This is a genomic window from Maribacter sp. HTCC2170 (assembly GCF_000153165.2).
Lineage (GTDB): Bacteria > Bacteroidota > Bacteroidia > Flavobacteriales > Flavobacteriaceae > Maribacter_A.
This window is the reverse complement of sequence record NC_014472.1, coordinates 2,611,682-2,637,026: the sequence shown is the minus strand read 5'-3', so window position 1 is coordinate 2,637,026 and position 25,345 is coordinate 2,611,682. Positions and strand designations below refer to the sequence as shown.

At 36.2% G+C, this 25,345-nt stretch carries 25 protein-coding genes and 1 tRNA gene; 17 read left to right on the top strand and 9 right to left on the bottom strand.

The annotated features are described in order from the left end of the window. Positions 1-4 precede the first annotated feature (4 nt). The 3 genes from FB2170_RS11515 to FB2170_RS11505 form a co-directional block, all read right to left on the bottom strand. Positions 5-3,217 carry a glycoside hydrolase family 2 gene (locus tag FB2170_RS11515; RefSeq protein WP_041633193.1) on the bottom strand — a complete coding sequence of 1,071 codons (3,213 nt, stop codon included), beginning with the start codon at positions 3,215-3,217 and terminating at the stop codon, positions 5-7. 118 nt (positions 3,218-3,335) lie between these two features. Next, positions 3,336-4,187 (bottom strand): DUF2911 domain-containing protein, encoded by an 852-nt coding sequence (locus FB2170_RS11510; RefSeq protein WP_013306730.1) that lies wholly within the window; start codon positions 4,185-4,187, stop codon positions 3,336-3,338. Positions 4,188-4,278: 91 nt separating this feature from the next. Continuing rightward, positions 4,279-5,445 (bottom strand): T9SS type A sorting domain-containing protein, encoded by a 1,167-nt coding sequence (locus FB2170_RS11505; RefSeq protein ID WP_049782649.1) that lies wholly within the window; start codon positions 5,443-5,445, stop codon positions 4,279-4,281. Between the two features lie 154 nt (positions 5,446-5,599). On the opposite strand from FB2170_RS11505, the gene FB2170_RS11500 reads away from it, so the two are divergent. The 5 genes from FB2170_RS11500 to FB2170_RS11480 are packed head-to-tail and all read left to right on the top strand — an operon-like array spanning position 5,600 to position 10,042. Then, positions 5,600-6,094, top strand: a complete 495-nt coding sequence (locus FB2170_RS11500; RefSeq protein WP_013306728.1) for an SRPBCC family protein — start codon at positions 5,600-5,602, stop codon at positions 6,092-6,094. Then, positions 6,095-7,405, top strand: a complete 1,311-nt coding sequence (locus tag FB2170_RS11495) for a cryptochrome/photolyase family protein (protein WP_013306727.1) — start codon at positions 6,095-6,097, stop codon at positions 7,403-7,405. It begins immediately after the preceding gene. Between the two features lie 58 nt (positions 7,406-7,463). After that, on the top strand, positions 7,464-8,903 hold the full coding sequence (locus FB2170_RS11490; protein ID WP_013306726.1) for an amidohydrolase: 1,440 nt from the start codon (positions 7,464-7,466) through the stop codon (positions 8,901-8,903). A 7-nt stretch (positions 8,904-8,910) separates the two neighbouring features. Further along, a complete protein-coding gene (locus FB2170_RS11485) occupies positions 8,911-9,339 on the top strand; it encodes a (4Fe-4S)-binding protein (protein ID WP_013306725.1) in 429 nt (142 codons plus the stop codon). Positions 9,340-9,349: 10 nt separating this feature from the next. Then, positions 9,350-10,042 carry a lysoplasmalogenase gene (locus FB2170_RS11480; protein WP_013306724.1) on the top strand — a complete coding sequence of 231 codons (693 nt, stop codon included), beginning with the start codon at positions 9,350-9,352 and terminating at the stop codon, positions 10,040-10,042. 29 nt (positions 10,043-10,071) lie between these two features. Here the strand turns inward: FB2170_RS11480 and murA are convergent, their stop codons facing one another. The 3 genes from murA to FB2170_RS11465 all read right to left on the bottom strand — a co-directional run bounded on the left by murA (position 10,072) and on the right by FB2170_RS11465 (position 12,417). Then, positions 10,072-11,379: a UDP-N-acetylglucosamine 1-carboxyvinyltransferase gene (gene murA, locus FB2170_RS11475; RefSeq protein WP_013306723.1), complete on the bottom strand. Its 1,308-nt coding sequence runs from the start codon at positions 11,377-11,379 to the stop codon at positions 10,072-10,074. A gap of 14 nt (positions 11,380-11,393) precedes the next feature. Beyond that, the gene (locus FB2170_RS11470; RefSeq protein WP_013306722.1) at positions 11,394-12,047 is read right to left on the bottom strand and encodes a DUF4290 domain-containing protein; all 654 of its coding nucleotides are present in this window, start codon (positions 12,045-12,047) and stop codon (positions 11,394-11,396) included. A gap of 82 nt (positions 12,048-12,129) precedes the next feature. Continuing rightward, positions 12,130-12,417, bottom strand: a complete 288-nt coding sequence (locus FB2170_RS11465) for a DUF493 family protein (RefSeq protein WP_013306721.1) — start codon at positions 12,415-12,417, stop codon at positions 12,130-12,132. A gap of 70 nt (positions 12,418-12,487) precedes the next feature. Between FB2170_RS11465 and FB2170_RS11460 the strand changes: the two genes are divergently transcribed. The 5 genes from FB2170_RS11460 (at position 12,488) to FB2170_RS11440 (ending at position 17,043) form a co-directional block, all read left to right on the top strand. Further along, positions 12,488-13,069 (top strand): AAA family ATPase, encoded by a 582-nt coding sequence (locus tag FB2170_RS11460; RefSeq protein WP_013306720.1) that lies wholly within the window; start codon positions 12,488-12,490, stop codon positions 13,067-13,069. Next, entirely contained in the window at positions 13,069-14,967 is a 1,899-nt protein-coding gene (locus FB2170_RS11455) for an ATP-dependent DNA helicase RecQ (RefSeq protein WP_013306719.1), read from the top strand. The genes FB2170_RS11460 and FB2170_RS11455 overlap by 1 nt, the downstream gene beginning before the upstream one ends. After that, positions 14,948-15,916 (top strand): methionyl-tRNA formyltransferase, encoded by a 969-nt coding sequence (gene fmt, locus FB2170_RS11450; protein WP_013306718.1) that lies wholly within the window; start codon positions 14,948-14,950, stop codon positions 15,914-15,916. The genes FB2170_RS11455 and fmt overlap by 20 nt, the downstream gene beginning before the upstream one ends. A gap of 177 nt (positions 15,917-16,093) precedes the next feature. Next, on the top strand, positions 16,094-16,366 hold the full coding sequence (locus FB2170_RS11445) for an HU family DNA-binding protein (protein ID WP_013306717.1): 273 nt from the start codon (positions 16,094-16,096) through the stop codon (positions 16,364-16,366). 116 nt (positions 16,367-16,482) lie between these two features. Beyond that, a complete protein-coding gene (locus FB2170_RS11440; RefSeq protein WP_013306716.1) occupies positions 16,483-17,043 on the top strand; it encodes a YqgE/AlgH family protein in 561 nt (186 codons plus the stop codon). On the opposite strand, the gene FB2170_RS11435 is transcribed toward FB2170_RS11440, so the two are convergent. Next, positions 17,040-17,885: an aminotransferase class IV gene (locus FB2170_RS11435; protein WP_013306715.1), complete on the bottom strand. Its 846-nt coding sequence runs from the start codon at positions 17,883-17,885 to the stop codon at positions 17,040-17,042. The two genes, FB2170_RS11440 and FB2170_RS11435, sit on opposite strands and share 4 nt — an antisense overlap. Positions 17,886-17,939: 54 nt before the next feature. Beyond that, positions 17,940-18,323 (bottom strand): START-like domain-containing protein, encoded by a 384-nt coding sequence (locus tag FB2170_RS11430; protein WP_041633191.1) that lies wholly within the window; start codon positions 18,321-18,323, stop codon positions 17,940-17,942. A 138-nt stretch (positions 18,324-18,461) separates the two neighbouring features. Between FB2170_RS11430 and FB2170_RS11425 the strand changes: the two genes are divergently transcribed. After that, positions 18,462-18,538, top strand: a tRNA-Met gene (locus tag FB2170_RS11425). Positions 18,539-18,689: 151 nt separating this feature from the next. Here FB2170_RS11425 and FB2170_RS11420 read toward each other — a convergent pair. Then, on the bottom strand, positions 18,690-19,079 hold the full coding sequence (locus tag FB2170_RS11420; RefSeq protein WP_410503860.1) for a DUF2116 family Zn-ribbon domain-containing protein: 390 nt from the start codon (positions 19,077-19,079) through the stop codon (positions 18,690-18,692). Positions 19,080-19,131: 52 nt separating this feature from the next. Between FB2170_RS11420 and FB2170_RS11415 the strand changes: the two genes are divergently transcribed. The 6 genes from FB2170_RS11415 (at position 19,132) to FB2170_RS11390 (ending at position 25,227) form a co-directional block, all read left to right on the top strand. After that, on the top strand, positions 19,132-20,259 hold the full coding sequence (locus FB2170_RS11415; protein WP_193363978.1) for a tyrosine-type recombinase/integrase: 1,128 nt from the start codon (positions 19,132-19,134) through the stop codon (positions 20,257-20,259). A gap of 67 nt (positions 20,260-20,326) precedes the next feature. After that, positions 20,327-21,472: a serine hydrolase domain-containing protein gene (locus tag FB2170_RS11410; RefSeq protein WP_013306711.1), complete on the top strand. Its 1,146-nt coding sequence runs from the start codon at positions 20,327-20,329 to the stop codon at positions 21,470-21,472. Between the two features lie 85 nt (positions 21,473-21,557). Continuing rightward, positions 21,558-22,136 (top strand): hypothetical protein, encoded by a 579-nt coding sequence (locus FB2170_RS11405; protein ID WP_013306710.1) that lies wholly within the window; start codon positions 21,558-21,560, stop codon positions 22,134-22,136. Positions 22,137-22,315: 179 nt separating this feature from the next. Further along, a complete protein-coding gene (locus FB2170_RS11400) occupies positions 22,316-22,792 on the top strand; it encodes a cupin domain-containing protein (RefSeq protein ID WP_013306709.1) in 477 nt (158 codons plus the stop codon). A 254-nt stretch (positions 22,793-23,046) separates the two neighbouring features. Then, positions 23,047-24,354 (top strand): alpha/beta hydrolase family protein, encoded by a 1,308-nt coding sequence (locus FB2170_RS11395; protein ID WP_013306708.1) that lies wholly within the window; start codon positions 23,047-23,049, stop codon positions 24,352-24,354. 129 nt (positions 24,355-24,483) lie between these two features. Continuing rightward, positions 24,484-25,227 (top strand): DUF6090 family protein, encoded by a 744-nt coding sequence (locus tag FB2170_RS11390; RefSeq protein WP_049782648.1) that lies wholly within the window; start codon positions 24,484-24,486, stop codon positions 25,225-25,227. The last annotated feature ends 118 nt before the right edge of the window (positions 25,228-25,345 follow it).

Genomic DNA, 25,345 nt, shown 5'->3' with positions numbered 1-25,345 from the left:
CTAATTATTTTAAAGGTCTAATTATATAGCTATAGGATAAATTTTCGGGTTGAATTTGGTATTTATCCAATGCCATAAATCCCCAACTATTATCACCACCAACTCCCATTTGTTTATAGTCTATGTTGATGTTCACCAAATCTCTTTTTACGATATCTACATCATGTCGCTGTTGTTTGGTTTCACCGGGGTCAAAATCTGAATTATACTGATGATGTGCGCTAAATTCAAATAATTCGGGCGCAAATATTTCAATTCCTGCTCCAGTTTCATTCACAAACCTCAGCTTACGAACATCAACTCGAGTACCATTTTCTTGAGGTCGAATATAGGGAAAGTACAAATCCTCCACTTTCGCATCATAATTGCCTACTAGTGCAGATGTTTTACGATCTTGGTAATTTTCATGTGGTCCACGACCATACCAGTTTACATTTTGATATTCATTCTTGATAATCAAATTATTACCAAATCGCGGTAGCACAGGCAATTCATGTGAAATGCCTTCTAAATCCGTCGTTATTCTTATTTCACCCTTGTCATTTATTTCGTAGCTAATTCCAACACTACCATTTACATCAGGAAGATTGAAATTCGTAGTTAATTTGACTAAATCATTCTCAACTTTGAACGGATTTTGGGCCATTTTCAATTCTTCAATGGTTTTGTTGTTTGCTCCAGAATCCAATTCAAGGTTTTGTAATTTTTGATTGTTGCTAGCCTCATTCCATACTTTCATCCTTTTTGGCATATTATACCCAAAGTCATTATCGATGGAGGCCCTCCAGAAATTAGCCCGGACACCTCTCAAAAGAATATTGCCGTTACCATAGTCAATTGAACTTATATCGCCTTTTTCCGTATCAAATTGAACTTCAAATCCATTTCCTTTTATTTTGACTAAGTTGTTTTCTGTAGAAATTTCAAATCCTTTTCCAGTATTATTTTTGGTGAATGTTTCTGGTCTGAACTCAGAAAGCTTAAACTGTTCATAAGCAATAGTATGGTCCTTTGGTAGCAATATGGTTTCGCCTTTAGTTTTTGCATAAATGTTCAAGAAACTCTCACCATCCGTAGATTTAAAATCAGGATATTCAATTTTGACTTTTTCGGTAGTTTGAGGTTCTACATTCATTTCAGGAAGTATTCCTGTTGCTGTTTCTTCACCATTTTCAAACAATTTCCAACTAAATTCAAACTGATTTAAATTTGTGAAATCATAGATATTTTTTATTGCAAATTCCCCTCTCTTGGCATTTACAGCATTGAATTTGATGTACTGGTATACTTTTTTTACCTCATGTAAAGACGGGTGTGCTGATCTATCAGGATTCACAACGCCATTCAAACAAAAATTCACATCATTTTGGTAGTCCTCACCACCTAAATCCCCGCCATAAGCCCAATATTCTTCACCAGCTTCATTCTTTGAGAGAATTCCCTGATCCACCCAATCCCAAATAAAACCACCTTGCAGTACATCATATTTCTCAATGACATCCCAATATTCTTGAAGGTTACCAACACTATTACCCATTGCATGGGCGTACTCACATTGAATGAGAGGACGTTCAGGATTATTCTCTGCATAATTAATCATATCTGGAATACGCATATACATAGGTGCCTGAATATCTGTATTCTCATATTGTGTTGCCCCTTCATACTGTGTTGGCCGTGTGCTGTCATGCGCTTTTAGCCATTCATAAGTTGCACGAAAATTATCACCATTACCCGCTTCATTCCCCAAGGACCAAGTAACTATACTAGTATAATTCTTGTCGCGTTCAAACATCCTGACTGTGCGATCTAAATGCATTTCTTTCCATTCAGGTAAATAAGCCGGATGTACTTTCTGTGCCTCTAAATTTTCATCCAGCCCTTGGTTTGTTGCTCCCATACCATGAATCTCGATATTCGCCTCGTCAATAACATAAAAACCATACTGATCGCACATTCTATAAAAATGTGGGTTCTTGGGGTAATGACTACATCGAATAGCATTCAGATTGTTCTGTTTCATGACCTTAAGGTCCAAAAGGGTAAGTTCTTCTGTGACCACATGTCCTGTATGTTCGTTATGATCATGTAAATTGGCGCCTTTCAATAAAACGGCTTTCCCATTTACCAGAAATTGGTTATTCTTGATCTCTACCTTTCTAAAGCCAACTTTTACGCTTGTAGCCTCTGTGACAGAACCATCTTTGGATTTAAGGCTAATCAAAAGGGTATATAGGTTAGGTGCTTCCGCATTCCATGTCTTTATTTTTGGCAGTTTCTTTTCGAAAACCACTTCAGAAGTTCCTACTGTATTAGTTAGTATACTTGAATCCGAATATATTTCCTCCCCACCATCACTCAAGGTAATTTCAACTTTATCAACCAAATCATCGCCTGCATTGTTAATCTCTATTTGTAGGTTCAATAATCCATCACTGTATTCATTTTCAAGGTCAGCAACAACGGTAAAATCCTTGATTGTTGTTTTATTAGTCGCATATAGGTAAACATCGCGATCAATTCCGCTCAGTCTCCAAAAGTCCTGATCTTCCAAATAACTGGCATCAGACCAACGTAGAACTTGCACAGCAACAGTATTAATTCCCTTTTTTACATTCTTGGTAATTGAGAATGCCGCAGGTGTTTTACTTCCTTCATTATAACCAACTTTTTCTCCATTTACCCAAACGTATGCAGCACCGCTGATTCCTTCAAAATGAAGGTATATTTCCTTACCATCCCAACTCTCTGGAATCTCAAAATTTCTTCTATAGCTCCCTACAGGGTTTTCTTCATGAGGAATATATGGAGGGTTTGGAGGAAACATATAGGTGACGTTCGTGTAGAATGGTATGCCATGCCCTTGAATTTCCCAATTTGATGGAACATCCAATTCATCCCAACCGGTTAAATCAAAATCATCCTGATAGAATTCAACAGGGCGTTTTTGAGGGTTGTCCGCATAGTAAAAATCCCATGTTCCATTTAAAGATTTATACAATGGTGAATTCTCCCAACTTTGATTTTTCAAAGCTGTTGACTCATCTGCATACCTATAAAAAGAAGCTGTTGGTTCCTCACGATTTATTTGGAATATTTCAGGATTTTCCCAATCAGGATTTTCCCATTTGTCCGCTGTATATTCAGGTTTCACAACTGTCTTCCCACAAGAGATAAGTAAGATTGACATTAATACAAATACAAAGGATTTATTCATAATCATCGTTGGTTTAATGAACCAATAAAGATAACCAAAATAGAATCAAATAAATCCTTTCAAAAGAAAAACCCCGACCTATGTGGTCGGGGTTTTATCCTTGTAAGTAAAAGCTAATTTACATTCCTCCCCATTCTTTAAGGGAATCCTTGTTCATTTTTACATAATCATCATTACCAGCTTCTTTTGCTGCAGCCAAAGATTTTTTAGCTGTCGCAATAGCCGCTTTTTTGTCACCAGCTTTCGCCTGAATCAATGATTGCTGTCTTAGTTGCCAAAAGGCTGGCTTTTCATTCATCGCCATAGCCTTATCCATCCATTCCTTTGCTTTGTTTATATCCTTGCCAGTACTTGAATAATAAACCGCGGCCGCATAGTAATCACCGGCTCCTGGCCCATTAAGAACTCTGTCAATGTTTTTAGAAACGGCAGCATCTGTTGGCACTTCAAATTTTACCCCAACATAGACCTTTTCCCATAACAATCCTAAAGTTGCCCCATTATTTGTAAGGTCATCAATTGTAATTGTAAATGTTTCAACTGGCATTCCTTCAGGCATTGGATAAACCGTTGCTGTGGTCTTAGCAACAACTTTGTTATCATCCCAATCTCTTGGTGTTCCACCACCTTGGGTATCAGTATAAAAGAAAACCTCCCATGAATCAGTACCTGGCTTTGTAAAGATAGAGTAAGTACCTGCCCTAACATCTTGACCGTCTACTATTACGTCATTACTAAAAGTAATCAGCGTATACCCATTGGCACCTGTTCTCCATAATTTGTCATAAGGAACCAAATCTCCAAAAATGGTTCTTCCACGCATTGAGGGTCTTGAATACTCAACGGTCACATCTGTTAATCCCACTGTTTGCTTTAATTTTGAAGCAGGGCTGGGTGCTGGCGTATTTATTTGCGCTTCCATTGAAAAGGAAACCAAGGCAACACATAGTAATAAAAGAAATTTTTTCATTTTTTCAATAGATTTTTAGTTCACACAAAGCTAAAAATAAACCCTTGGTGGTTTTGTTAAGATATTCTTAAAAGTAAGAGGTCAAAAGAAATTATTTTCTGAAGAATGGCTTAGATTCTACTGTATCACCCAAATAAACAACGAGGTGATAGATGCCTGTTTTTAAGGTAGTTACATTTATTTCACTTTCACCGAACTCAGAAGATACATGAAACTGTACTCTCTTGCCCGTAATATCATATACCGCCCTTGCCAGTACTTTTTTTTCGGAGCGTAATTCATATGTCATTATATTGGGACGTTGATCTGGGTAAACTGCAAAATAAGTTTCATTTTCTTCCTCAGGCTTCGGTTCTGGTTCTGGTTCTGGCTCGGGTTCTGGAATTCCCACCTCAATAATAGGTAGCTGTAAAGCAAATAATTTGGAGCTTAAATTAATTGCCGGCACATCACGAGTATAGCTTTCAGACGAAACAAGAAATCTATTGCTCCCCACAAAGGCAATCCCTTCTGTTTGCCCAAACCCAAAAGACACATCTTGTTTTAATCCCCCACTTACAAAAACATCTTGAACTTCAGGTTCTATCACTCTGTAAATAAAGGGCTCTAAAATCATTGAATACCCAAGTACTATCAGCTCATTTGTTTCAGTATTCATACTTGCCCCCGTAACAAGGCCGTTTATGCCATAATTACCGGCACGTGTTGCAGTATGAGTACCAGGAGTAATGGGAATGGCATACGCCACTGTCCCCAAGCTTTGCCACTGCTTCGTTAAAACTATTAGTTGTCCATCTAAAACAAATAATGCTTCTGCATCCCAGTCACTATTGCCTTGGTCGCCAAAATCATTTTGGTCTTCATAATTATAGGCTATTATTTCGGCGGATACTGAATCTGATTGGTCAAAATCTTGTTTAGAAATCCTATAAATAGCCAGGTCAGTTCTTGTTCCTCTATTGTTTCCTATATCACCAATATAAATATACTGCTCGTCCTGTGTAAGATCTTCCCAATCGACATTCTCGACATTTGTTATTGAAATAGTCCTTGTGATTGCCAAAGAAAGGGTGTCAACCTCATAAAGTACAGGATCGTTCCCAGAATCATTATGTGTAATAAGCTTATCCCCGTAGAATATCAAACCTGAATTTTCACTTAATATTGAGGGTAGAACACCAATATCTGTCACTTCACCTTGGGCACAGACCAAAGACGAAGAAAGTATAAATAGCCAGGATAATAGATTTATTTTCAATTAATGTTCTTTGCCCACAAAGTACAAAAAATGGCTGCCATACAAGTTTAAGATGGTTTTTACCCGATAAAGTGACAAACTTTATTGATGAAGTAAAAATATATTAAAACATATTGTCTAACTTTTAACTATATTTATTTGACAAATAGTAATTATGAAACTATACCAATTACACTCAAAACAGTATTTACCCACAACTGCAAAAGCAGCATGGGATTTCCTATCCAATCCATTTAATCTTGGAAAAATAACACCTCCTTACATGGGCTTCAAGATTTTGGATGGAGCAGATAAGTCTATCTTTCCAGGTCAAATCATTCAATACATGGTAACCCCTTTTCCCGGTTACAAAACAAAATGGGTCACTGAAATAACGCATGCCGAAGCCGGTAAATATTTTGTTGATGAGCAGCGTTTTGGTCCATATTCGCTATGGCATCACAAACACTTCATAAATTCAATTTCCGGTGGTGTTGAAATGGAGGATATTATTGATTTAAAACTTCCTTATGGTATTATTGGCAAATTTGGATTTCCACTAATCAAAAAACAACTTCTCAAAATCTTCGAATACCGAGAACAAAAGCTCATCGAAATTTTTGGGAAAATTGAAGGACGATCAAACTCATTGAAATTCAAATCTTTTTAAATGAACAATAAAATATCAGTCTTTTGGTTTAGACGCGATTTACGACTTGAGGATAACACAGGTTTGCTTAAAGCCCTTCAAGGCCCTACACCAGTCTTGCCCATTTTCATTTTTGATACAGAAATACTTTGCCAAGTGCCTAAAAACGATGCGCGGGTAAATTTTATCTACAATACAATTGAAACTCTGAATACCAATATAAAAAAGAAACACAAGAGTTCAATTGCCATTTTCCATGGTAAGCCTATCGAAATATTCAATACTTTGATAAAGAAACACACCATAGATGCAGTATTTGCCAATCACGACTATGAACCCCATGCTCTTAAACGTGACACGGCAATAAAAGAACTGTTGGCAAATAATAGTATCTCTTTTCACACTTACAAGGACCAAGTGATTTTTGAAAAGAATGAAATCATCAAATCGGATAAAAGTCCTTATGTTGTCTATACACCGTATAAAAATAAATGGAAAGAAAATTTCGATCCTAAAATCCATTTAAAGAATTCTAGCAACTGCCTAGAATCCAACAATTTTGTCAATAATACTAACCTACCTTTTTTTGAACTACGTGATATAGGTTTTGAGTCTTCGTCAATCACGGTACCCGAGTTTATTATCACTATAACATTTATTGAAGGTTACGAAACAACTAGAAATTACCCTGGCGCGACCAATGGCACATCCAAAATAGGGCCTCATCTACGGTTTGGAACTGTTTCAATCCGAAAAATAGTGAAGCATGCAATTAATAGTGATAATAAAGTGTTTTGGAATGAATTGATATGGCGCGAATTCTTTATGCAAATACTTTGGCATTTCCCCAATACTGTCAACAATGCCTTTAGGCCAAAATATGACCGAATAGAATGGCGGAATAATGAGGCTGAGTTTGAAAAATGGAAAACCGGTCAAACAGGGTATCCTCTAGTAGACGCGGGAATGCGCGAGTTGAACGCAACAGGTTTTATGCACAATCGGGTTAGAATGTTGACGGCTAGCTTTTTATGCAAACATCTTTTGATAGATTGGCGATGGGGTGAGGCCTACTTTGCGGAGAAGCTTCTGGATTTTGATCTAAGCGCCAACGTTGGTAATTGGCAATGGGCAGCTGGTTCTGGAGTTGATGCCGCCCCATATTTTAGAATATTTAACCCTTCAACACAAATTGACAAATTCGACAAACAAAAGACTTATGTAAACCAATGGGTTCCCGAACTTCAAGAATTCAATTATCCTACACAAATCGTAGATCACAAATTTGCCCGCGAGCGCTGCCTGAAAGTTTATAAGGAAGCTCTCGGGTAATGTTTTTTGAGTATATTTAGTCCTTTGCATATAACTTAATGACTAATTGACCAATTCTATGAAAAATACATTATTCGCATTGTCCTTGCTTCTTACCTTCTCGGTCTCAGCACAAAAATTGACCAAGAACAAAAAGGCGCTCATAACTTCGGTGGAAGAACATAAAAAGGAATTGATAAAAATCAGCGACTCCATTTGGGCACTTGCTGAAACGGCTTTTGAAGAGTATGGTTCTTCGGAAATACTGGCAAATTATGCCGAAAAAAATGGAATGAAGGTTGAACGAGGTGTAGCTGGTATGCCTACAGCTTTTATCGCGACCTACGGGTCAGGAAGCCCTGTAATAAGTATTCTAGGGGAATTTGATGCCTTGCCCGGCATTTCGCAAAAGGCACAGCCCACCAAACAACCTCTTAATGATGGAGCTGCTGGTCATGGATGCGGCCATAACCTTTTCGGGGCAGCAAGTCTTGGTGCTGCAATCGCCACTAAAGAGCTAATTGAGCAAGGTAAAATTAAGGGGACGATCAAGTTCTTTGGTACTCCGTCCGAAGAAAAATTCTTTGGAAAGATATGGATGGTTCGAGATGGCCTTTGGGATGATGTTGATGTTAATTTAAGCTGGCACCCCTCTGCAAAAACTGAGGCTGATGTTCAGAGCACTTTGGCATTGGTAGATTTTAAAGTTGAGTTTTATGGACAGGCTGCACATGCCTCTGGGGATCCCTGGAATGGTAGAAGTGCTTCTGATGCTTTAGAACTTTACACTACCGGAATCAACTATTATAGAGAACATATTAAACCTACGGTCCGAATTCATTATCACATACAAGATGGCGGACAAGTGGTAAACGTAGTCCCTGATTATTCCAAACTTTGGGTGCGCGTACGGGACACCAAGCGAAGTGGTATGATGCCTGTCTATGAGCAGGTTAAAAAAATGGCGGAAGGGGCAGCCATAATGGCGAATGTTGATTATAAAATCTCTTTAATATCGGGAATTTATGAAGTATTGGTCAACAGATCTGGTGGTGAGATAATGCAAGGTAATTTAGAATTATTGGGTCCTTTGACATACACAGCTGAGGAAACTGCATTTGGAAAGAAAATTCAAGAAGCAACTGGCAAACCACAAGTAGGAATGGACAGCAATATTAAGCCCCTTCTTGAAACAAAAGAACATCCCGGAGGAGGTTCAACTGATGTTGGTGATGTAAGCTGGAACGTACCAAATATAAATCTTGGTGTAACAGTAGCTCCTAAGGATACCCCTTGGCATTCTTGGGCTGTTGTGGCTTGCGGAGGAATGAGCATAGGACACAAAGGAATGGTTCATGCGGCCAAGGCTTTGGGAATGACTGCCGTTGACTTATTTGAAAACCCAAAAGAAGTGGCCAAAATAAAAGCTGAATACAAGGAAAGAAAAGGTAATGAGGTCTATGAACCTATTATACCTGATGGTCCCCCACCTATTCCGGAGAACCAATCAAAAAAATAATACTTGAATGGAAAAAGAAATTGTAAAAAAATATAAAAAGGGGGATTTCAGCATCGTCTGGAAGCCAAAAACCTGTATACACGATGGCACCTGTGTAAGAACACTTCCCAATGTCTATGACCCAAAAGGCAAACCTTGGATAAAACAAGAAAACGCAAGTGTACAGGAGTTAAAATCACAAATTGAAAATTGCCCTTCTGGAGCATTGAGTTACGAAATATCAAGCGAACAAAAAACTAAAGAAACACAAATGAAGAGTACTAAGGTTCTTATAAAAACCAACGGACCACTTTTGGTCTATAGTGATGAAATAATAATAGAACAAGACGGTTCTGAACAGAAAAAAGAAAGAGTGGCCTCTTTTTGTCGCTGTGGTGCCTCACAAAACAAGCCATTTTGTGATGGGGAACATAAGAAAATAGGTTTTGAGGGTTAAGAATTGAATAATGGTTAAATCTCTCTTTAAACCATTCTATTTTGTAGCGCTCTTTGTCATAATCGTATTTGCTGACTTAATTGCGGGAAGTCTGGAATCAATGAATTTGCGGCATTATACGAAACCTCTTATTCTGCTCTCATTGTTCTTATATTTCGCTTATAATGGCAAGTTTTTGGGTAAAGCCGTTTATATGCTTATGCTGGCGGCACTCTTCTTTTCATGGTTGGGAGATGTGATGTTGATGTATGACCATATTTCTGGTTCATACTTTGTATTAGGTTTGGTGTTTTTCTTGGTTGCTCATATTTTATATATTATTCTTTTTCTTCAAAATTGGAACAGGACTAATAGCAATTCGTTCTTTGTAGTCTTTCTTTTGTTGCTTATTTACGGTGGATTCTTGTTTTTTCAGATGAAAGACAACCTTGGTAAACTTCAAATCCCGGTCGCAGTCTATATTATTGTTATTCTGTCAATGGCTATAACAGCATTTCGCAGAAAAGAAATGGTAAACCGAAAGAGTTTTGTTTTAGTTCTCTTGGGCGCTCTTCTTTTTATAACTTCTGATAGTCTTTTGGCTATAAATAAATTTATGACCAACCTGGCCTATTCCAATATTTTGGTAATGGCTACTTACGCCGCAGCTCAATATTTAATAGTAAAAGGTATACTGCATCAAAAAGAAGTTAGTCAGCAGTAAGTATACTCGAAAAAGTAATGGATTATACATTATACTCGTGTAATCCTAGCGCCTATAGCCCTTAAACGGGTATCTATATCTTCGTAGCCCCTATCAATCTGTTCAATATTATGAATGGTTGAAGTACCTTTGGCAGACAATGCTGCAATCAAAAGGGAAACTCCTGCCCTAATATCTGGCGAAACCATAGTTGTAGCTTTTAATGATGATTTAAAATCATGACCAATTACCGTAGCTCTATGAGGGTCGCATAAAATAATCTTTGCTCCCATATCAATAAGTTTATCCACGAAGAACAATCTACTTTCAAACATTTTTTGGTGGATGAGTACTTCACCCCTAGCCTGTGTCGCCATCACTAGGATTATGCTTAATAAATCAGGAGTCAATCCCGGCCAAGGCGCGTCTGCGATGGTCAAGATTGAACCATCGATATAATTTTGAATTTGATAACCATCTTTATGGCGCGGAATATGAATATCATCACCTTCTCGTTCAATTGTAATTCCGAGTTTTCTAAAAACAGTGGGTATTTGTCCTAGGTCATCCCAACTTACGTTTTTAATGGTCAGTTCACTTTTTGTCATGGCCGCTAAACCTATCCAGCTACCTATCTCAATCATATCTGGTAGCATGGTATGATCCGTACCGCCCAATTCTTTAACCCCTTCAATAATCAGCATGTTTGAACCAATACCGGAAATATTGGCTCCCATACGATTCAACATTTTACATAATTGTTGTAAATAAGGCTCGCAAGCTGCGTTGTAAATTGTAGTCCTACCTTCTGCCAGAACTGAAGCCATGACAATATTGGCGGTACCCGTAACAGATGCCTCATCAAGTAACATATAAGTTCCCTTGAGTTTTTCTGCCTCTACTCCATAAAAATGCTCTTCTCTATTATAACGGAACTTTGCGCCTAGGTTGATGAATCCCTCAAAATGGGTGTCCAATCTTCTACGTCCAATTTTATCACCACCCGGTTTGGGGATGTATCCCTTGCCAAAACGAGCTAAAAGCGGCCCTACCAACATGATTGAACCTCTTAAGCCTCTACCATCTTCTTTAAACTGGTCTGATTGTAAATAATCAAGATTAACATCATCTGCCTTAAAGGTATATGAGCCTTTACCTTTCTTTTGAATCTTCACACCCAAATCCTCAAGCAAGGAAATAAGTTTATTTACATCTACAATGTCTGGAATATTGTTTATTGTAACTTTTTCAGCAGTCAAAAGCACAGCACAAAGAATTTGCAATGCTTCGTTTTTGGCGCCTTGAGGTGTAATTTCACCGGACAACTGATGGCCGCCTTCAATTTTAAATGTTCCCATTTAGGATGAGAGTATTAGTATCGCTTTTTTCCGCGATTGTTGTTTCTTTGATTTTTCTTACCAGAGTTACTGCGCTGTGTCTTAGCTACCCTATTTTTTAGAAATTGCCCACTATCTGTAAGGCTTTCGTCATTCTTTGCAAGATCTATTCGCCCTTCACTCAGTTCAAAAAGATGTGCAAAAATAGCCTTGTCATCAACAGTATCTTTGTTCCAGTTTAAGTAACATTTTTTCATGTGGTTGGCAATCGCATACTCCAAACCATCCCTCATATCGCCCTTTTCCCATTCAACGGCAACATCGATCATACGTTTTATGTTGTTTCCATAAAAACGATATTTCGGAAAATTTTGAGGATAACCAAGAGGTTCTGGTCTCTTCCTTAATACTTCTTTGGAAGTAATGGGGAATGGAGAATCAACATCCAATTTAAAATCGGACATTATAAACAATTGATCCCATAATTTATGCTGAAAATCTGGTACATCTCTCAAATGAGGTTGCAAATTCCCCATTACACTTATAATGGATTTTGCTACTTTATTGCGCTCATCGCGGTCTTCAATAGATACCGCATGATCTACCATTTTCTGAAAATGACGCCCATATTCGGGAATAATAAGTTGCGTTCGCTCAGTATTATATTCTAAGTTTTCTACTAAATTCAAATCTTAAATTTTATTGCTTAAAAAAATAGGAAGTACTTCTATAACGGCTGCAAAATAAGAAAATTATGCTGCATTTACTATTTTATAATGATATAACACCCTCTATCATTCCTACCTCCTTGTATTTGGCAATCACCTCATCAGGGTTCTTAAGGTTTACCCTGATTGAAAGACTGGTGTACTTGCCATTTTTGGACTGTTTAGAATCAATCACCGCACCGGTGTTGTCGAATACTGAATGTACCTGTCTAATCTTATCGGTATCAGTCAAAACTATAAACTTATATAGATATAATGAAGGCCATTTTGTACTCTCGTTTAATTGTGTTTTTAGACGACTGTAAAACTCATCAGGATTTTCTGCACCCATAGGTCAATTTTACTGCAAATATAGGAGTTCATACGCAATTTTATAATCATTAGGTATTCATTACTTTTGCATGCACAACTTTATTCGATTGAAGGCAAAAAAAATAGTAATTACAGGAGGTCCCAGTACGGGTAAAACATCGGTTATAGAGCAACTTGAAAAAGAAGGTCATTATTGTCTACATGAAGTTATTCGAACTATGACTTCTGAAGAAAAAAATCAAGGAGAACAAATTAAAATGGTCTCCAACCCCATTGTCTCTGTTTCAGATCCAATGAAATTCAATACAAAAATATTAAATGCCCGAATAGAACAATACAAGCTCGCCCAAGAGGTCAAAGAAGGAACTGTATTTTTTGACCGTGGAATTCCGGATGTATTGGCTTACATGGACTGTTTTGATCAAAACTACGGCCCCACCTTTAGCAATGCCTGTAAGAGCCTTCGCTATAACAAGGTGTTTCTTATGCCACCTTGGAAAGAAATCCACATTTCGGACAACGAGCGTTTTGAAACCTTCGAAGAGTCCAAAAACATTTATGATTGTCTAAAAAAGGCTTATGAAAACTATTCGTATGAGGTAATTATAATTCCTATAGGAAGCGTAGCAGAAAGAGTTGATTTTGTTTTAAAACAAGTAAAGTCATTATAATGCACAAGGACCCAAAATCAATCTTAGAACATTATTGGGGCTTTAAATCATTCAAAGGGTCCCAAGAAAAAATCATAAACAACGTTATTTCCGAAAGAGATGTACTGGCTTTAATGCCAACAGGTGGAGGTAAATCAATTTGTTTTCAAGTTCCTGCATTGGCGAAAGAAGGCATCTGTATTGTCGTATCTCCTTTAATCGCATTAATTCACAATCAAGTTGAAGCCCTAAAATCAAAAGGTATAAAAGCCATTGCTTTGACCGGTGGAATTTCCTTCGAAGAAGTAAACAACCTGCTCGACAATTGTCTCTTTGGAAATTATAAATTCCTATACCTCTCCCCTGAACGCTTACAGCAGGAAATAGTTAGAGATAGAATTCAGCAAATGAATGTAAATCTTATTGCCATTGATGAAGCACATTGTATCTCTCAATGGGGACATGATTTTAGACCAGCTTACCTTGAATGTTCGATATTAAGGGAAATTATCCCCTCTGCCCCTATTATTACCCTAACGGCAACTGCGACCCCCAAAGTTGCTCGTGATATTGTAGAAAATCTTAAGCTTATAAACCCATTAGTGGTTAAAGATTCGTTTTCCCGAAACAATATTGCTTTCTCAGTCGTCAAGGAAGAAGATAAAAGATATAGCCTAAGAGAACTTTGTCTTACAACCAAGCAGAGCTCAATTGTATATGTGCGCACCCGAAGAATGGCCCAAGACCTTACCAATTATCTGAACGCCAATAAATGTTCAGCTTCTTATTTTCATGGTGGGCTTTCAAAGGAAGAAAAAAAAGAGAGACTAAATAAATGGTTAGATAATAAAACCAACACCATGGTTGCAACCAATGCCTTTGGTATGGGTATAGACAAGCCAGATGTAGAGTTGGTAGTTCATTATCAAATTCCTGATTGTATTGAGAATTATTTTCAAGAAGCTGGTAGAGCTGGGAGAAATGGCAATCCTGCAAAGGCAATTCTTCTTACCAATAAAAATGATGAGGATCAAGTAAAAAAACAATTTTTAAGTGTATTGCCCAATATCTCTTTCATAAAATTGGTATACAACAAATTGAACAACTATTTTCAAATACCTTACGGTGAAGGCTATGATGAGAATTTTCAACTGAATTTCAATGGATTTTGTGAGACCTATGGTCTAAATCCTTTGATTACGTACAATGCTTTCAAGATTCTCGATCAAAATTCGGTTCTTGCACTATCAGAGGCATTCTCGAAGAAAACATCGCTGCGTTTTATAACAGATAAAGAACAGTTGTTCACTTACCTTGAAAAAAATAGAAATTTTGCCGATATTATTCAAACCATATTAAGAACGTATGGCGGTGTTTTTGAATTTGACACTAAAATCAATACGACATTGATTGCCAAAAAAGCTGGGGTAATTGAGGCTTCAGTCTTTGAAACCCTTAGGCAGTTAATGACGGACAATATTATTGAATACCAAGAACAGAATAGTGATTTAGAACTGACTTTTTTAGTTCCGCGTGAAGATGACATTACCATAAACGTCTTTGCCCATAAAGTAAAGGCCCTTAATGAGACAAAAGTCAAGAATATTGAAAGTATGTTAGTTTACATCAATAATACTAAAGTATGTCGCAGTAAACAGTTGCTCGATTATTTTGGGGAGAAAATTCAAGCTGATTGTGGCAAATGTGATATCTGCAAAGCGAAAATCCCTATTGATTCTGACCTAAAGGCCTTTGTGTCAGAAGAGTTATTGAAATTATTAAAGAATGGAGGCAAATCCTCTAGGGATTTAATAAAAGAATTGGTTTTTGATAAACAAACAATTCTTATCTCGATTCAAAGTCTGTTGGAATCAGGAAGAATCAAAATAAACACCCTAAATGAATACGAGCTTGAATAAAAAAGATAAACTAAGAATAGTTTTCATGGGCACTCCGGAGTTCGCAGTGACCATTCTCGACAAATTAATACAAAACGATTATGATGTTGTGGGGGTAATAACTTCACCAGATAAACCTGCTGGGAGAGGAAGAAAAATAAACAAATCGGCGGTTAAGAAATATGCCGAATCTAAAGGCTTGAACATAATACAACCCGCAAACCTGAAGGCCGAGGATTTTTTGGAAGAGCTTGCGGCATTAAATGCAAACTTGCAAATTGTTGTAGCATTTAGAATGCTACCAAGGGCAGTTTGGGAAATGCCAAAATACGGCACCTTTAATCTTCATGCATCTCTACTTCCTGATTATCGAGGTGCAGCACCCATTAATTGGGCAATCATTAATGGTGAAACAGAAACAGGGGTTACCACCTTCTTCATTGATGACAAAATAGATACCGGCGAGATGGTATTGCAAGAAAAAATAGGTATAGGTGCCGATGATTCTGCTGGTGACTTGCACGATAAACTTATGCACCTAGGTGCAGACCTTGTGATGGAAACTGCAAAACAAATACAGAATGGGAACGTTGTTCGTACCAAACAAACATTTAGTGACGAATTGCGGTCGGCACCAAAAATCCATAAAAACACCTGTAAGATAGATTGGGGTAAACCTGGATCTCAGATTTACAATCATATTCGAGGGTTAAGTCCTTACCCAGGATCTTGGACAACACTGACCAATGATGGAGAAGAAATTTTTATCAAAATCTATAAAGTCACCAAGGAAGAAGAAAAGCATGGTTATAACAATGGTCAAATCATTTTTGGTAAAAAGGAAATGAAAGTTGCTGTAAAAGATGGGTTCATAAATCTTTTGGAAATTCAACTTCCTGGTAAACGTAGAATGGATATCCGGGATGTTCTGAACGGTCTAAAATTGTCAAAATCTGCCTCAATGGCGTAAAGTCCCACTCCCATTGGGCTGCGGGAAGCGTAAAAAAACCCCTACTTTATCAACAAACGTACTTAGTTATCAACAAAATCGCCGATTTCCCCTTATTTTACTTGCGTTCACCGCAAATCCGTATAAATTTGTTAGAAGGTTTAAAATTATTTTTAAAACAATTAATTTAATTACATTATGAACAAAACAGAATTAATCGATGCAATGGCTGCTGACGCTGGCATCACAAAAGCCGCGGCTAAAAAGTCATTAGAATCTTTCTTAGGTAACGTTGAAGGTTCTCTTAAAAAAGGTGATCGTGTATCTTTAGTAGGTTTCGGATCTTGGTCTGTATCTAGAAGAAATGCAAGAGAAGGTAGAAATCCATCAACTGGAAAAACTATCCAAATTGCAGCTAAAAATGTTGTAAAGTTTAAAGCTGGAGCTGATTTAGGCAAAGCAGTAAACTAGTCTATATTACCATATTATTCAAAAGCCTTGACTTAACTGTCAAGGCTTTTTTATTTTCCTCCAATTTGTTCTTTATAGGATTTATCTTATTTTAGTTACTGCAAGAAATTATTTACATGGTAGATTTAAAACCAAAAAAAGGCAAATTGCTTATTGCAGAACCAACACTCACGGGTGACGTTTCTTTCAATAGATCGGTAGTTCTGTTGGCTGAACACAATGAAGAAGGTTCTGTTGGTTTTATTTTGAACAAACCTCTGGAATACCACATCAATGATCTTGTGACCGAAATTTCGATTCCCTTACAGGTATTTAACGGAGGGCCTGTTGAGCAAGACAACCTATATTTTATTCATAAGGTTCCACATCTTATAGACAATAGTATAGAAATTTCCGATGGCATTTATTGGGGTGGGGATTTTGAAAAGACGGTTAATCTTATAAACGAAGGTGTAATTGCCGATCAGGATATACGTTTCTTTTTAGGCTATTCAGGATGGTCTTCTTTGCAATTGGACGAAGAACTATCCTCCAAATCATGGATTGTCGTACCCAACGAATATGAAAGCGCCATTATTCAAAAATCTTCTGTGGCTTTTTGGAAAGAAAAAATGGTTGAGCTTGGAGGTAATTATCTGTTATGGTCCAATGCTCCTGAAAATCCAAGTTTAAACTAGCCTAGCCTCGCGGCTGCATTTAATTTACCCAATAGGTTTTTAGCGACATGACTTTCAAATTCCTTTTTCCTATATTTTGTTATTGGTTGAATGCCGATAATAGAATTTGTAATAAAGAGCTCATCAGCTTTTTGGAGTTCAAATGGAGAAATGGAAGCCTCCACTAGTGTATATTCTCCTATATTCTTTATAATACCAATTAATTTGTTGCGAATAATCCCTTTTAAACACCCATCAGAAACAGGGGGCGTTTTTATAACTTTTCCCTTTACCAGAAATAGATTTGCGTTCAACGCCTCTACGACGTTCTTATTTGCGTTCAATAACAAACAATTCTGATAATCATTTTCTTTGGCAAATATGCTCCCGACCACATTTAGAATTCTATTATTGGTCTTTAGAGTTGAAAGCATATCAGGATTAACAAAAAAGTCTTTAAATAGTTCAACTTCATAGGCATGGTCTTCAATAGTATAAAAAGAAGAGCTAAGCAATTTTGTTTCAATTAAAAAAGAGACATCGTTCGTGTTGGGTGAATATAATCCGCCATTTTTCCTAAAAACTGTCAATCGAATTCGGGCAGCTTCAGTTTGTAGCTGATTTGCCTTAATAGACGTGATTATTTGCCCTTCAAGAAATTCCATGGTAAAGTTCATTGGAATCTCCATCCTCAGGATTCGCATTGACGACATTAATCTAAGATAATGCTCTTCCCAAAAAAACATCTTCCCATTAATCACTCGAAGAGTCTCAAAAAGAGAATCACCATACTTTAAACCCCTATTTTCGTGGTTTAAAAAATCAGTGTCTTTTGAAAGTAATTCGCCGTCAAAATTTATCATAAAAAAAGCCTTGAAAAATCAAGGCCAAATATACTGTATAATAATAAGTTGATTCTATTTGGAACCTAAAACATGTTTTAAATCTGTTATCTGGTTTTCCCATAGCATCTTAGCCTCATCCAGTTCATCTTCCTCAGCGAAGTCGGTTATAAAAAGTGATACATCTTTTGTTATCTCATCAACAATGATCTTCATCTCAAAATATGCGTCATCTTCAACTTCTTCCCAAGCAAATTTTACAAACTCATCACTTTTCTTTTTCAGGAGTATTGCATCTTCCTCTGTCCCATCCCAAATGAAACTGAATTTTTCACCACGAGAATTCACATTGTCCGCAAACCACTCAGAAAGACCTGAGGGCGTTGAAAGGTACTGATATAACAATTGAGGTGATGACTGTATCACAAACTCAATTTCAAACTTAATCTTATCGCTCATTACGATTTGGTATTTATTAAGGGCAATATATATATTTCTAAATGATAAAAAAATTAAAAGGGTTAGAATATTTTTTAGCAATTGAATGTTGAAGAACAAAAAATTAAACTTTATATTTGCAGCCGTTTTAAACAACATGGCGAGGTAGCTCAGCTGGTTAGAGCGTCGGATTCATAACCCGGAGGCCGAGGGTTCAAGTCCCTCTCTCGCTACCAGTAAACAAAGGAACTTCAAAAATTGAGGTTCCTTTTTCTTTTTTAAGGTGCAGCATAGGTACAACAAATTGAAGTTAAATCATATTGGATTTTAAGTACATTTATATGACATCTTATGAACGTAGAACTTTGGAACCTAGAACTTTGGAGGCTATTTTGCCATATATTCTTGCCAAGTGACCAAAACATATTTTTCCTTTCCGTTGTTTTTGGTTCTCAAAAATCCATATTCATAAACGAAAAGATATACCTCATTTTTTTTGTTCTTCCAATAGTGGGTGAAGAATTTAGGATTGAATCCTTGAGAGATAAGTTCGGATTTTCTAATTGTAGTGAAACCAGATTTATTATATCGCTTTAACAATTTTCTATTGACCCTTAACTGCCTATCCACTTTTAGGTAAAAAACTTCAGTTTCTTGACGCTGCTCATACTGCTGTATGGATTTGCATTTTGTGGAACAGAATTTCTTATCAGATCTTCCTTTTAAGGCTACACCACACACCGGACAGTTTTTAATCATAGTCATTTTTAATCGCATATTATATGGTTAATATACTATTAAATATATAAAACATGGGTAAACTTGTCATATGAATACTTTAAAATCGATAACACTTTACCATCTTATGATCAACAATCAAAAGATGATAGGCATTAAATTTTCCCCCGATAAGTTGATACAGGGCTTAATCAGAGGTCTTCCAAATCCGAAATGGAGTAAGCTGCACAACATGGCCTATATCTCCAATACAAAGGGTAATCTTGGAATTATATTCAATACTTTCAAGGGAACAGTCTGGATAAACTACAACCGGTTTTTAACAAACAAACCTGTCAACACCAATAATGGGACTGTTGATATCGAGTGGTTCAGGAAAAGGAAGCCGATACCTGAATACAGGTTATGCCCAGAAGAGTATTTATTAAAACTGGAACTAAAAAGGTATGCAAACAGCACAGTTCGCACCTACGTGTCCTTTTTTGAACTGTTCATCAATCATTATAAGTACAAAGAACTGAATGCGATCAATGAAAGTGACATAAGGGCTTTTCTTCAAAAACTGATACACAGGAATGTTTCCAATTCCTATCTAAACCAATCAATAAACGCTATCAAGTTTTACTATGAAGTTGTTTTGGGAATGCCTAATCGGTTTTATGAGATTGAAAGACCCAGAAAGGAATCTAAACTACCTAAGGTAATTTCAAAAGATGAGATACTTACTATCATTGAAAACACCAATAATATTAAGCATAGGTGTATTGTACAGTTACTATATGGGTCAGGTTTGCGGCGTAGTGAACTATTGAATCTAAAAATAAATGATGTGGATAGTAAACGAATGTTGATTCATGTTTCCGATTCTAAAGGTAATAAGGATAGACAAACTTTACTGTCTAAAACATGCCTTCACGATTTAAGGCTTTACTTCACTAAATATCGGCCACAAGTATATCTTTTTGAAGGAAGGTATGGGAAAAAATATAGTGGGGAGAGTGTATTGAGTATTGTAAAATCAGCTGCTGAGAGAGCAAGAATTCGAGTACGAGTCACCCCTCACGTCTTACGACATAGTTTTGCTACCCACTTATTGGAGTCAGGTACAGATTTAAGACATATCCAGGTGCTTTTAGGTCACGGTTCGACCAAAACAACTGAAATATACACCCATGTTGCTACAAATACTTTTGAAAACATTAAAAATCCATTAGATTAGTACTACTAAAAAAGGGCTAAACGTAATATTACGCTTAGCCAATTGTTGGCAGCAATTTGACTAATTAATGAAATATATACTATACATACTTGCAGGATTGTATTTGATTTCTTGTGGAGAAGTAAAGAAGAAAGAAACTGATTCAACTATTGACCATGGACTGCTTGAAGTAAAAATAGACTCATTATTTAATCAATATTTCAATGATAATACTCCAGGGGCGGCAATACTAGTCTCCTTCGAAGGAAAAAAAATAATTACCAATGGTTATGGATTGAGCGATTTAAATAAAAGTCTACCTATAAAAGCAACTACTAACATGAGGTCTGGTTCCCTTGCTAAACAGTTCACAGCATTAGGTATTTTACGCTTACTAGAACAGGGAAAGCTAGATTTGAAGGACTCTGTCTATAAATATATTCCGTATCCAGTATTTAGAGATGTTACGATTAATCAACTGATTTCTCATACTTCTGGTATTCAGGACGTGGAATATGTTTTTGAAGACCATTGGGAATCTTCAAATTTTCCTAGTAATAAGGATGCAATTGAATGGTATTCTAAAAATGACAGCTTGAATTTCAAACCAGGCAGCAAATTTGAATATAATAACGGAGGGTATTATGTCCTTACTAGAATTATTGAAATTGTTTCAGACACTTCATTTCGTGAATTTATGCAAAATGAAATATTTAATCCAATTGGAATGAATTCAACTTCATTTATCGATATGTCAGCATCACAAATCATAAAAGAGAAGGCCTTATGTTATGAAAGGGATAGTCTATTGAACTGGCAAACCATGGAGGGTCAAGTTGTTGATGACCTTGTTGGAGCTGGAGGCATTTATACAAATCTTGAAGATTATAGTAAATATGTTGAAGCACTTCGGGATAAGAAAATATTAACGCCAGAGTTCCATGATTTAATATTCAAACCGATTTCGATGAATATTGAATTACACTCTGAAGACATGAGAACTTTAAAAGGAAAAAATTCTTCGTATGCCATGGGATGGGAAGTGTTTGACGATATGGCTGTATCGGCTGGATTATATTATGGGGTTAACAACTGGTCTATTTTTGAATTTGAAAGACCGCTTACCATTGTGATTTTTACTAATAACGATATCCTATTTAAAGAAAATCTAGTGGATAAAGCATATACAATAATTGATGAATATTTTAAAAACTGCTGCCAACAAAGTATATGAGCCATTAAAACGGCTCATATACAAGACCGTTGTGTTTAATGTGACAAAATCTACTAAATTGAATTATTAATTCATAAACCAAACTATGAAAACCAAAAAATATGGAATACTATATTTCGCCATTCTTACAATCCTCTTAAGTTTTTATGGTTGTACCAATAAACAATCTGAAATCCAAAATTCTCTTACGAATACTGAAGATGCGATGAAGTTTCTCAATGGGCTCGAAGGAAAATGGATTGCTGTACTTGATGGTGACCAAAGCACATACGGATTTGAATATATTTTAAGTGCAAGGGATAAAGTAATAATTGAACGATTAAGAACCGATATTCCAACAGAAATGTTAACGGTTTATAATCTTGACAATGGAATTTTACGAGCTAATCATTTTTGTCAATTACAGAATCAACCGAATCTTATAGCAGTTACTTCAGAAGACGAAGGTGACCTTAATTTCCTTTGTGTTGGAGAAGTAGGTAATACAAAGACTCATGATGAATTACACATGCATGGTTACCATTTAATGAAAACCGATTCTGGTATTAAAGTTTGGATGGATATGTACCAGGACGGAGCAACGGCCTTTCAAAGCAAATATGAACTATTTAGAGTGGATTCAGAACGAGGACAGGAATTGACTAATTTGGAACAAAAACACTAAACACAACAAAGCCTATAATTCATTGCTTGCGGATTTCCTAAACGGAAATCACGCGCAAAAAGCTATCTTTAGGTTCGGCTGGATTGTCCTTCGGACGAATCACAGCAACGAACCTTAGCCCAACCGTGGTACGCAAGCATGAAAATCGGAACAAACAAGAAATATATAACATCAAGAAAATGAAAAAATCAATTTTCCTCCTATTAATTTTAACCTCTGTATCTGTATTTTCCCAAAACTCAGATTACAAGGTATCCTCCTATTTAACGGAGGGAACAAAAGCACCAAATACTCATTATATCGGAGAAGCTTGGTTGAATGCTATTATCCACGATGATGAGGAATTGGGTTATAATATTACAAAAGCAACTTTTAAAGCCAACTCAACCTTGGACTGGCATAAACATGGAACAGCGCAAGTCTTAATAATTGTAGAGGGAGAAGCCTATTATCAGGAGAAAGGAAATGAGCCTGTAATTTTGAAAAAAGGCGATGTAATTAAATGTGAGAAAGACATCGAACATTGGCATTCTTCTACCAAGTTCAGTGATGTAACGTATTTGGCTTTATATGGTGGTGGAAAACCAACTTCTTGGACTGAAGTAGTTACACAGGAATATTATGATGAAGTAGCTGAAAAACTAAAAAGTAATTGAAATAACACACTCGGACGGAAATGCCAGCGTACAACACAACCTATAAACAATACGGGCTTGGCTGCTTAAGATATAAACCTGGTATATCAACGAACACCGCCAAATCTTTTGGATTTAGCGTTAAATAAAAAAAGAAAAAGCAAAACAAAAAGGTTTGGCTAATTGCGTGGCGGAATGCAAGTGCTAACTTGCTCCCGTACTGTTCATAGCTCAACCGTTAGAAACAATATAACATGAAATTAAATACTTAACATATGAAAAGGATAATAATCGTCTTCATTGCATTTGGAATATTTTCTTGTGATCCCAATTCGGGAATTAAAAATGATGAAAAGACAGGGAACTTTAGCGGAATATTTAAACATGGTAACTTTTCCGATAAGATACTATTCGAAATAGAGCGAGATTCTGTCAGTTTCAATGTTTTATTTACGAGTTTAGAACAAAATGCAAATCGTATTCCTTTTCAAGGTATCGAATCAATGGGTGATTCTATAAATTTTAAATTGCAAAGTGATTTTTATACTTACTCTTTCAGAAACAAATGGATTGAAGATAACAGCAAACTTCAGGGAGCTCTTACTGTAGACTCAATTACAGTTCCTTACACTTTAGAAAAGGAATTGCCAAGTAATAACCAAAACCCCAAAAATGAGGATGTTAGTTTCGAATCCAATGAATTAAAAATAAATGGAACTATTTGGTATCCTAAAAATGAAGGGAATAAGGGAATAGTAATTCTGACTTCATCTGGCAATGCAGACCGGAGTGCCTCAAGAGCAGAGGCTAAGCTATTTGCACAAAGGGGATTTACAACGTTTCATTATGACAAAAGAGGGACTGGAAATTCGGAAGGCGATTGGCAAATAGCTACGATTGAGGAACTTGTGGAGGATGATATCAATGCAATCAAGTTTTTTTCTGATAAGACAGGTATTTCACTTACGAACATTGGAATTAAAGGTAGTAGCCAAGGAGCTACTAAAATACCGTATGTCTTAAATGAATTAGAAAGTCTAGAATATGGTGTTGCCGTAAGTTGCCCCGGAGTTTCATTGCTCGAAAGCGATTTAAATTATTGGAAAAATAGAAATGCAGAAACAATCGGAAATGAAATTGAAGCCGCAACCAAATTTCAACGAAAGGTTTTTGAATTTATAGCAGGTAAACTATCCAGAACAGATTTAGAAAAGGCCATAGATAATGCAAAATCTAATTCATGGTTTGCCAATGTATGGGTGCCAAATCTGGATGAAGTTCAAATAGATAAAAAACTTCTCTACAGTCCTATTTCTTATTTTCAAAGAACAAAACAACCAATCTTGATTCTGCAAGGGACAAGGGATGAAATAATACCAGCAAATAGTCATGAAATCATTTCAGCGGCACTAGCAAAATCAGATAATGATAATTATAAAAACGTGTTATTAGAAGGAGCCTCTCATTCAATGTATAAAATTGGAGAAAGCGATTTTCCTTATTGGTCTAAATTGCATCCTGATTATTTGGGAACGATAGAAGATTGGATAAATACTGTTTCTAACAATGTATATACAAAATAGGCGTAACAGTAGTAAATTCAAAGGTTGCAACCCGCTTCAACTTCGTAACTGTCCAATAGGTTCGAAGCCCTCAATCGCCTACTTTGCATATACTAACCGTTGTGCTTCATTATGACTAACCGCTAACCAATGATAAAATTCTTCAGAAAAATCCGCTACGACCTTATGGAAAAAAATAAAACCGGGAAGTATTTTAAATATGCCATTGGAGAAATAATCCTTGTTGTTATTGGAATTTTAATTGCTTTAAGTATAAATAATTGGAATGAAAAACGCAAAATAAAAAATAAAGAAACAGTCATTCTAAAAGAGCTTCTTACATCCATAAATTCGGACCTAAAAGCTTATGAAAGTTTTTCTGGCCCTAGGATTGAAAGAAAAAAAAGAGGCCTAGATAGTCTTTTCAGCCATATTTTTGACAAAAAAGAAACCAAGGATTCGCTCTTCATCGACTTTTATACGAATATGAGTCAAGATATCTTTTTAAGGTTTGACAATGGCCCATTTGAAGACCTAAAATCCTCTGGGCTAGATATTGTTAGTAACGATTCCTTAAGAACAGCAATCAATAACGCCTACACAGTAAAACTTCCGTTATATACTCATTCATCCAATATTCTATACGATGAAAGTAAACCTAAAATTTCAAAATTTGAACATAAATCCCTAAACCTCATTCCTATTCTTCATAAAGACGGCAGCAAAAATCTTCACTTTAATCTAAAAGAAATTGATATTTTAAACAATCAAGATTTTCTTTGGGTTTTGGATATTCAACAGAAAAAATACGATGAATATATATTGCAATTAAAGCAAATTAGAACGACTTTAAACCAATTAAAAACCGATATTGAAAAAGAATTAGAAAAATAACGAAAGCACAACAAAACCTAAACGTAATGCGGACTTTAGGGCGAAATCTAAAGGTCTGTTTATATTTATAAAGTCGCTAAATCTTATGGATTTAGCTTTGGACAAGAAAAAATAAAAC

Excerpts from the sequence above, each read along its gene's own strand:
- FB2170_RS11400 (WP_013306709.1), top strand. The coding sequence starts at position 22,316 with ATGAAAAAATCAATTTTCCTCCTATTAATTTTAACCTCTGTATCTGTA.
- FB2170_RS11445 (WP_013306717.1), top strand. The coding sequence starts at position 16,094 with ATGAACAAAACAGAATTAATCGATGCAATGGCTGCTGACGCTGGCATC.
- FB2170_RS11405 (WP_013306710.1), top strand. The coding sequence starts at position 21,558 with ATGAAAACCAAAAAATATGGAATACTATATTTCGCCATTCTTACAATC.
- FB2170_RS11430 (WP_041633191.1), bottom strand. The coding sequence starts at position 18,323 with ATGAGCGATAAGATTAAGTTTGAAATTGAGTTTGTGATACAGTCATCA.
- FB2170_RS11410 (WP_013306711.1), top strand. The coding sequence starts at position 20,327 with ATGAAATATATACTATACATACTTGCAGGATTGTATTTGATTTCTTGT.
- FB2170_RS11490 (WP_013306726.1), top strand. The coding sequence starts at position 7,464 with ATGAAAAATACATTATTCGCATTGTCCTTGCTTCTTACCTTCTCGGTC.
- FB2170_RS11455 (WP_013306719.1), top strand. The coding sequence starts at position 13,069 with ATGCACAAGGACCCAAAATCAATCTTAGAACATTATTGGGGCTTTAAA.
- FB2170_RS11465 (WP_013306721.1), bottom strand. The coding sequence starts at position 12,417 with ATGGGTGCAGAAAATCCTGATGAGTTTTACAGTCGTCTAAAAACACAA.
- FB2170_RS11500 (WP_013306728.1), top strand. The coding sequence starts at position 5,600 with ATGAAACTATACCAATTACACTCAAAACAGTATTTACCCACAACTGCA.
- FB2170_RS11460 (WP_013306720.1), top strand. The coding sequence starts at position 12,488 with ATGCACAACTTTATTCGATTGAAGGCAAAAAAAATAGTAATTACAGGA.
- murA (WP_013306723.1), bottom strand. The coding sequence starts at position 11,379 with ATGGGAACATTTAAAATTGAAGGCGGCCATCAGTTGTCCGGTGAAATT.
- FB2170_RS11515 (WP_041633193.1), bottom strand. The coding sequence starts at position 3,217 with ATGAATAAATCCTTTGTATTTGTATTAATGTCAATCTTACTTATCTCT.
- FB2170_RS11510 (WP_013306730.1), bottom strand. The coding sequence starts at position 4,187 with ATGAAAAAATTTCTTTTATTACTATGTGTTGCCTTGGTTTCCTTTTCA.
- FB2170_RS11495 (WP_013306727.1), top strand. The coding sequence starts at position 6,095 with ATGAACAATAAAATATCAGTCTTTTGGTTTAGACGCGATTTACGACTT.
- fmt (WP_013306718.1), top strand. The coding sequence starts at position 14,948 with ATGAATACGAGCTTGAATAAAAAAGATAAACTAAGAATAGTTTTCATG.
- FB2170_RS11435 (WP_013306715.1), bottom strand. The coding sequence starts at position 17,885 with ATGATAAATTTTGACGGCGAATTACTTTCAAAAGACACTGATTTTTTA.
- FB2170_RS11390 (WP_049782648.1), top strand. The coding sequence starts at position 24,484 with ATGATAAAATTCTTCAGAAAAATCCGCTACGACCTTATGGAAAAAAAT.
- FB2170_RS11415 (WP_193363978.1), top strand. The coding sequence starts at position 19,132 with ATGAATACTTTAAAATCGATAACACTTTACCATCTTATGATCAACAAT.
- FB2170_RS11395 (WP_013306708.1), top strand. The coding sequence starts at position 23,047 with ATGAAAAGGATAATAATCGTCTTCATTGCATTTGGAATATTTTCTTGT.
- FB2170_RS11420 (WP_410503860.1), bottom strand. The coding sequence starts at position 19,079 with ATGCGATTAAAAATGACTATGATTAAAAACTGTCCGGTGTGTGGTGTA.
- FB2170_RS11440 (WP_013306716.1), top strand. The coding sequence starts at position 16,483 with ATGGTAGATTTAAAACCAAAAAAAGGCAAATTGCTTATTGCAGAACCA.
- FB2170_RS11485 (WP_013306725.1), top strand. The coding sequence starts at position 8,911 with ATGGAAAAAGAAATTGTAAAAAAATATAAAAAGGGGGATTTCAGCATC.
- FB2170_RS11480 (WP_013306724.1), top strand. The coding sequence starts at position 9,350 with ATGGTTAAATCTCTCTTTAAACCATTCTATTTTGTAGCGCTCTTTGTC.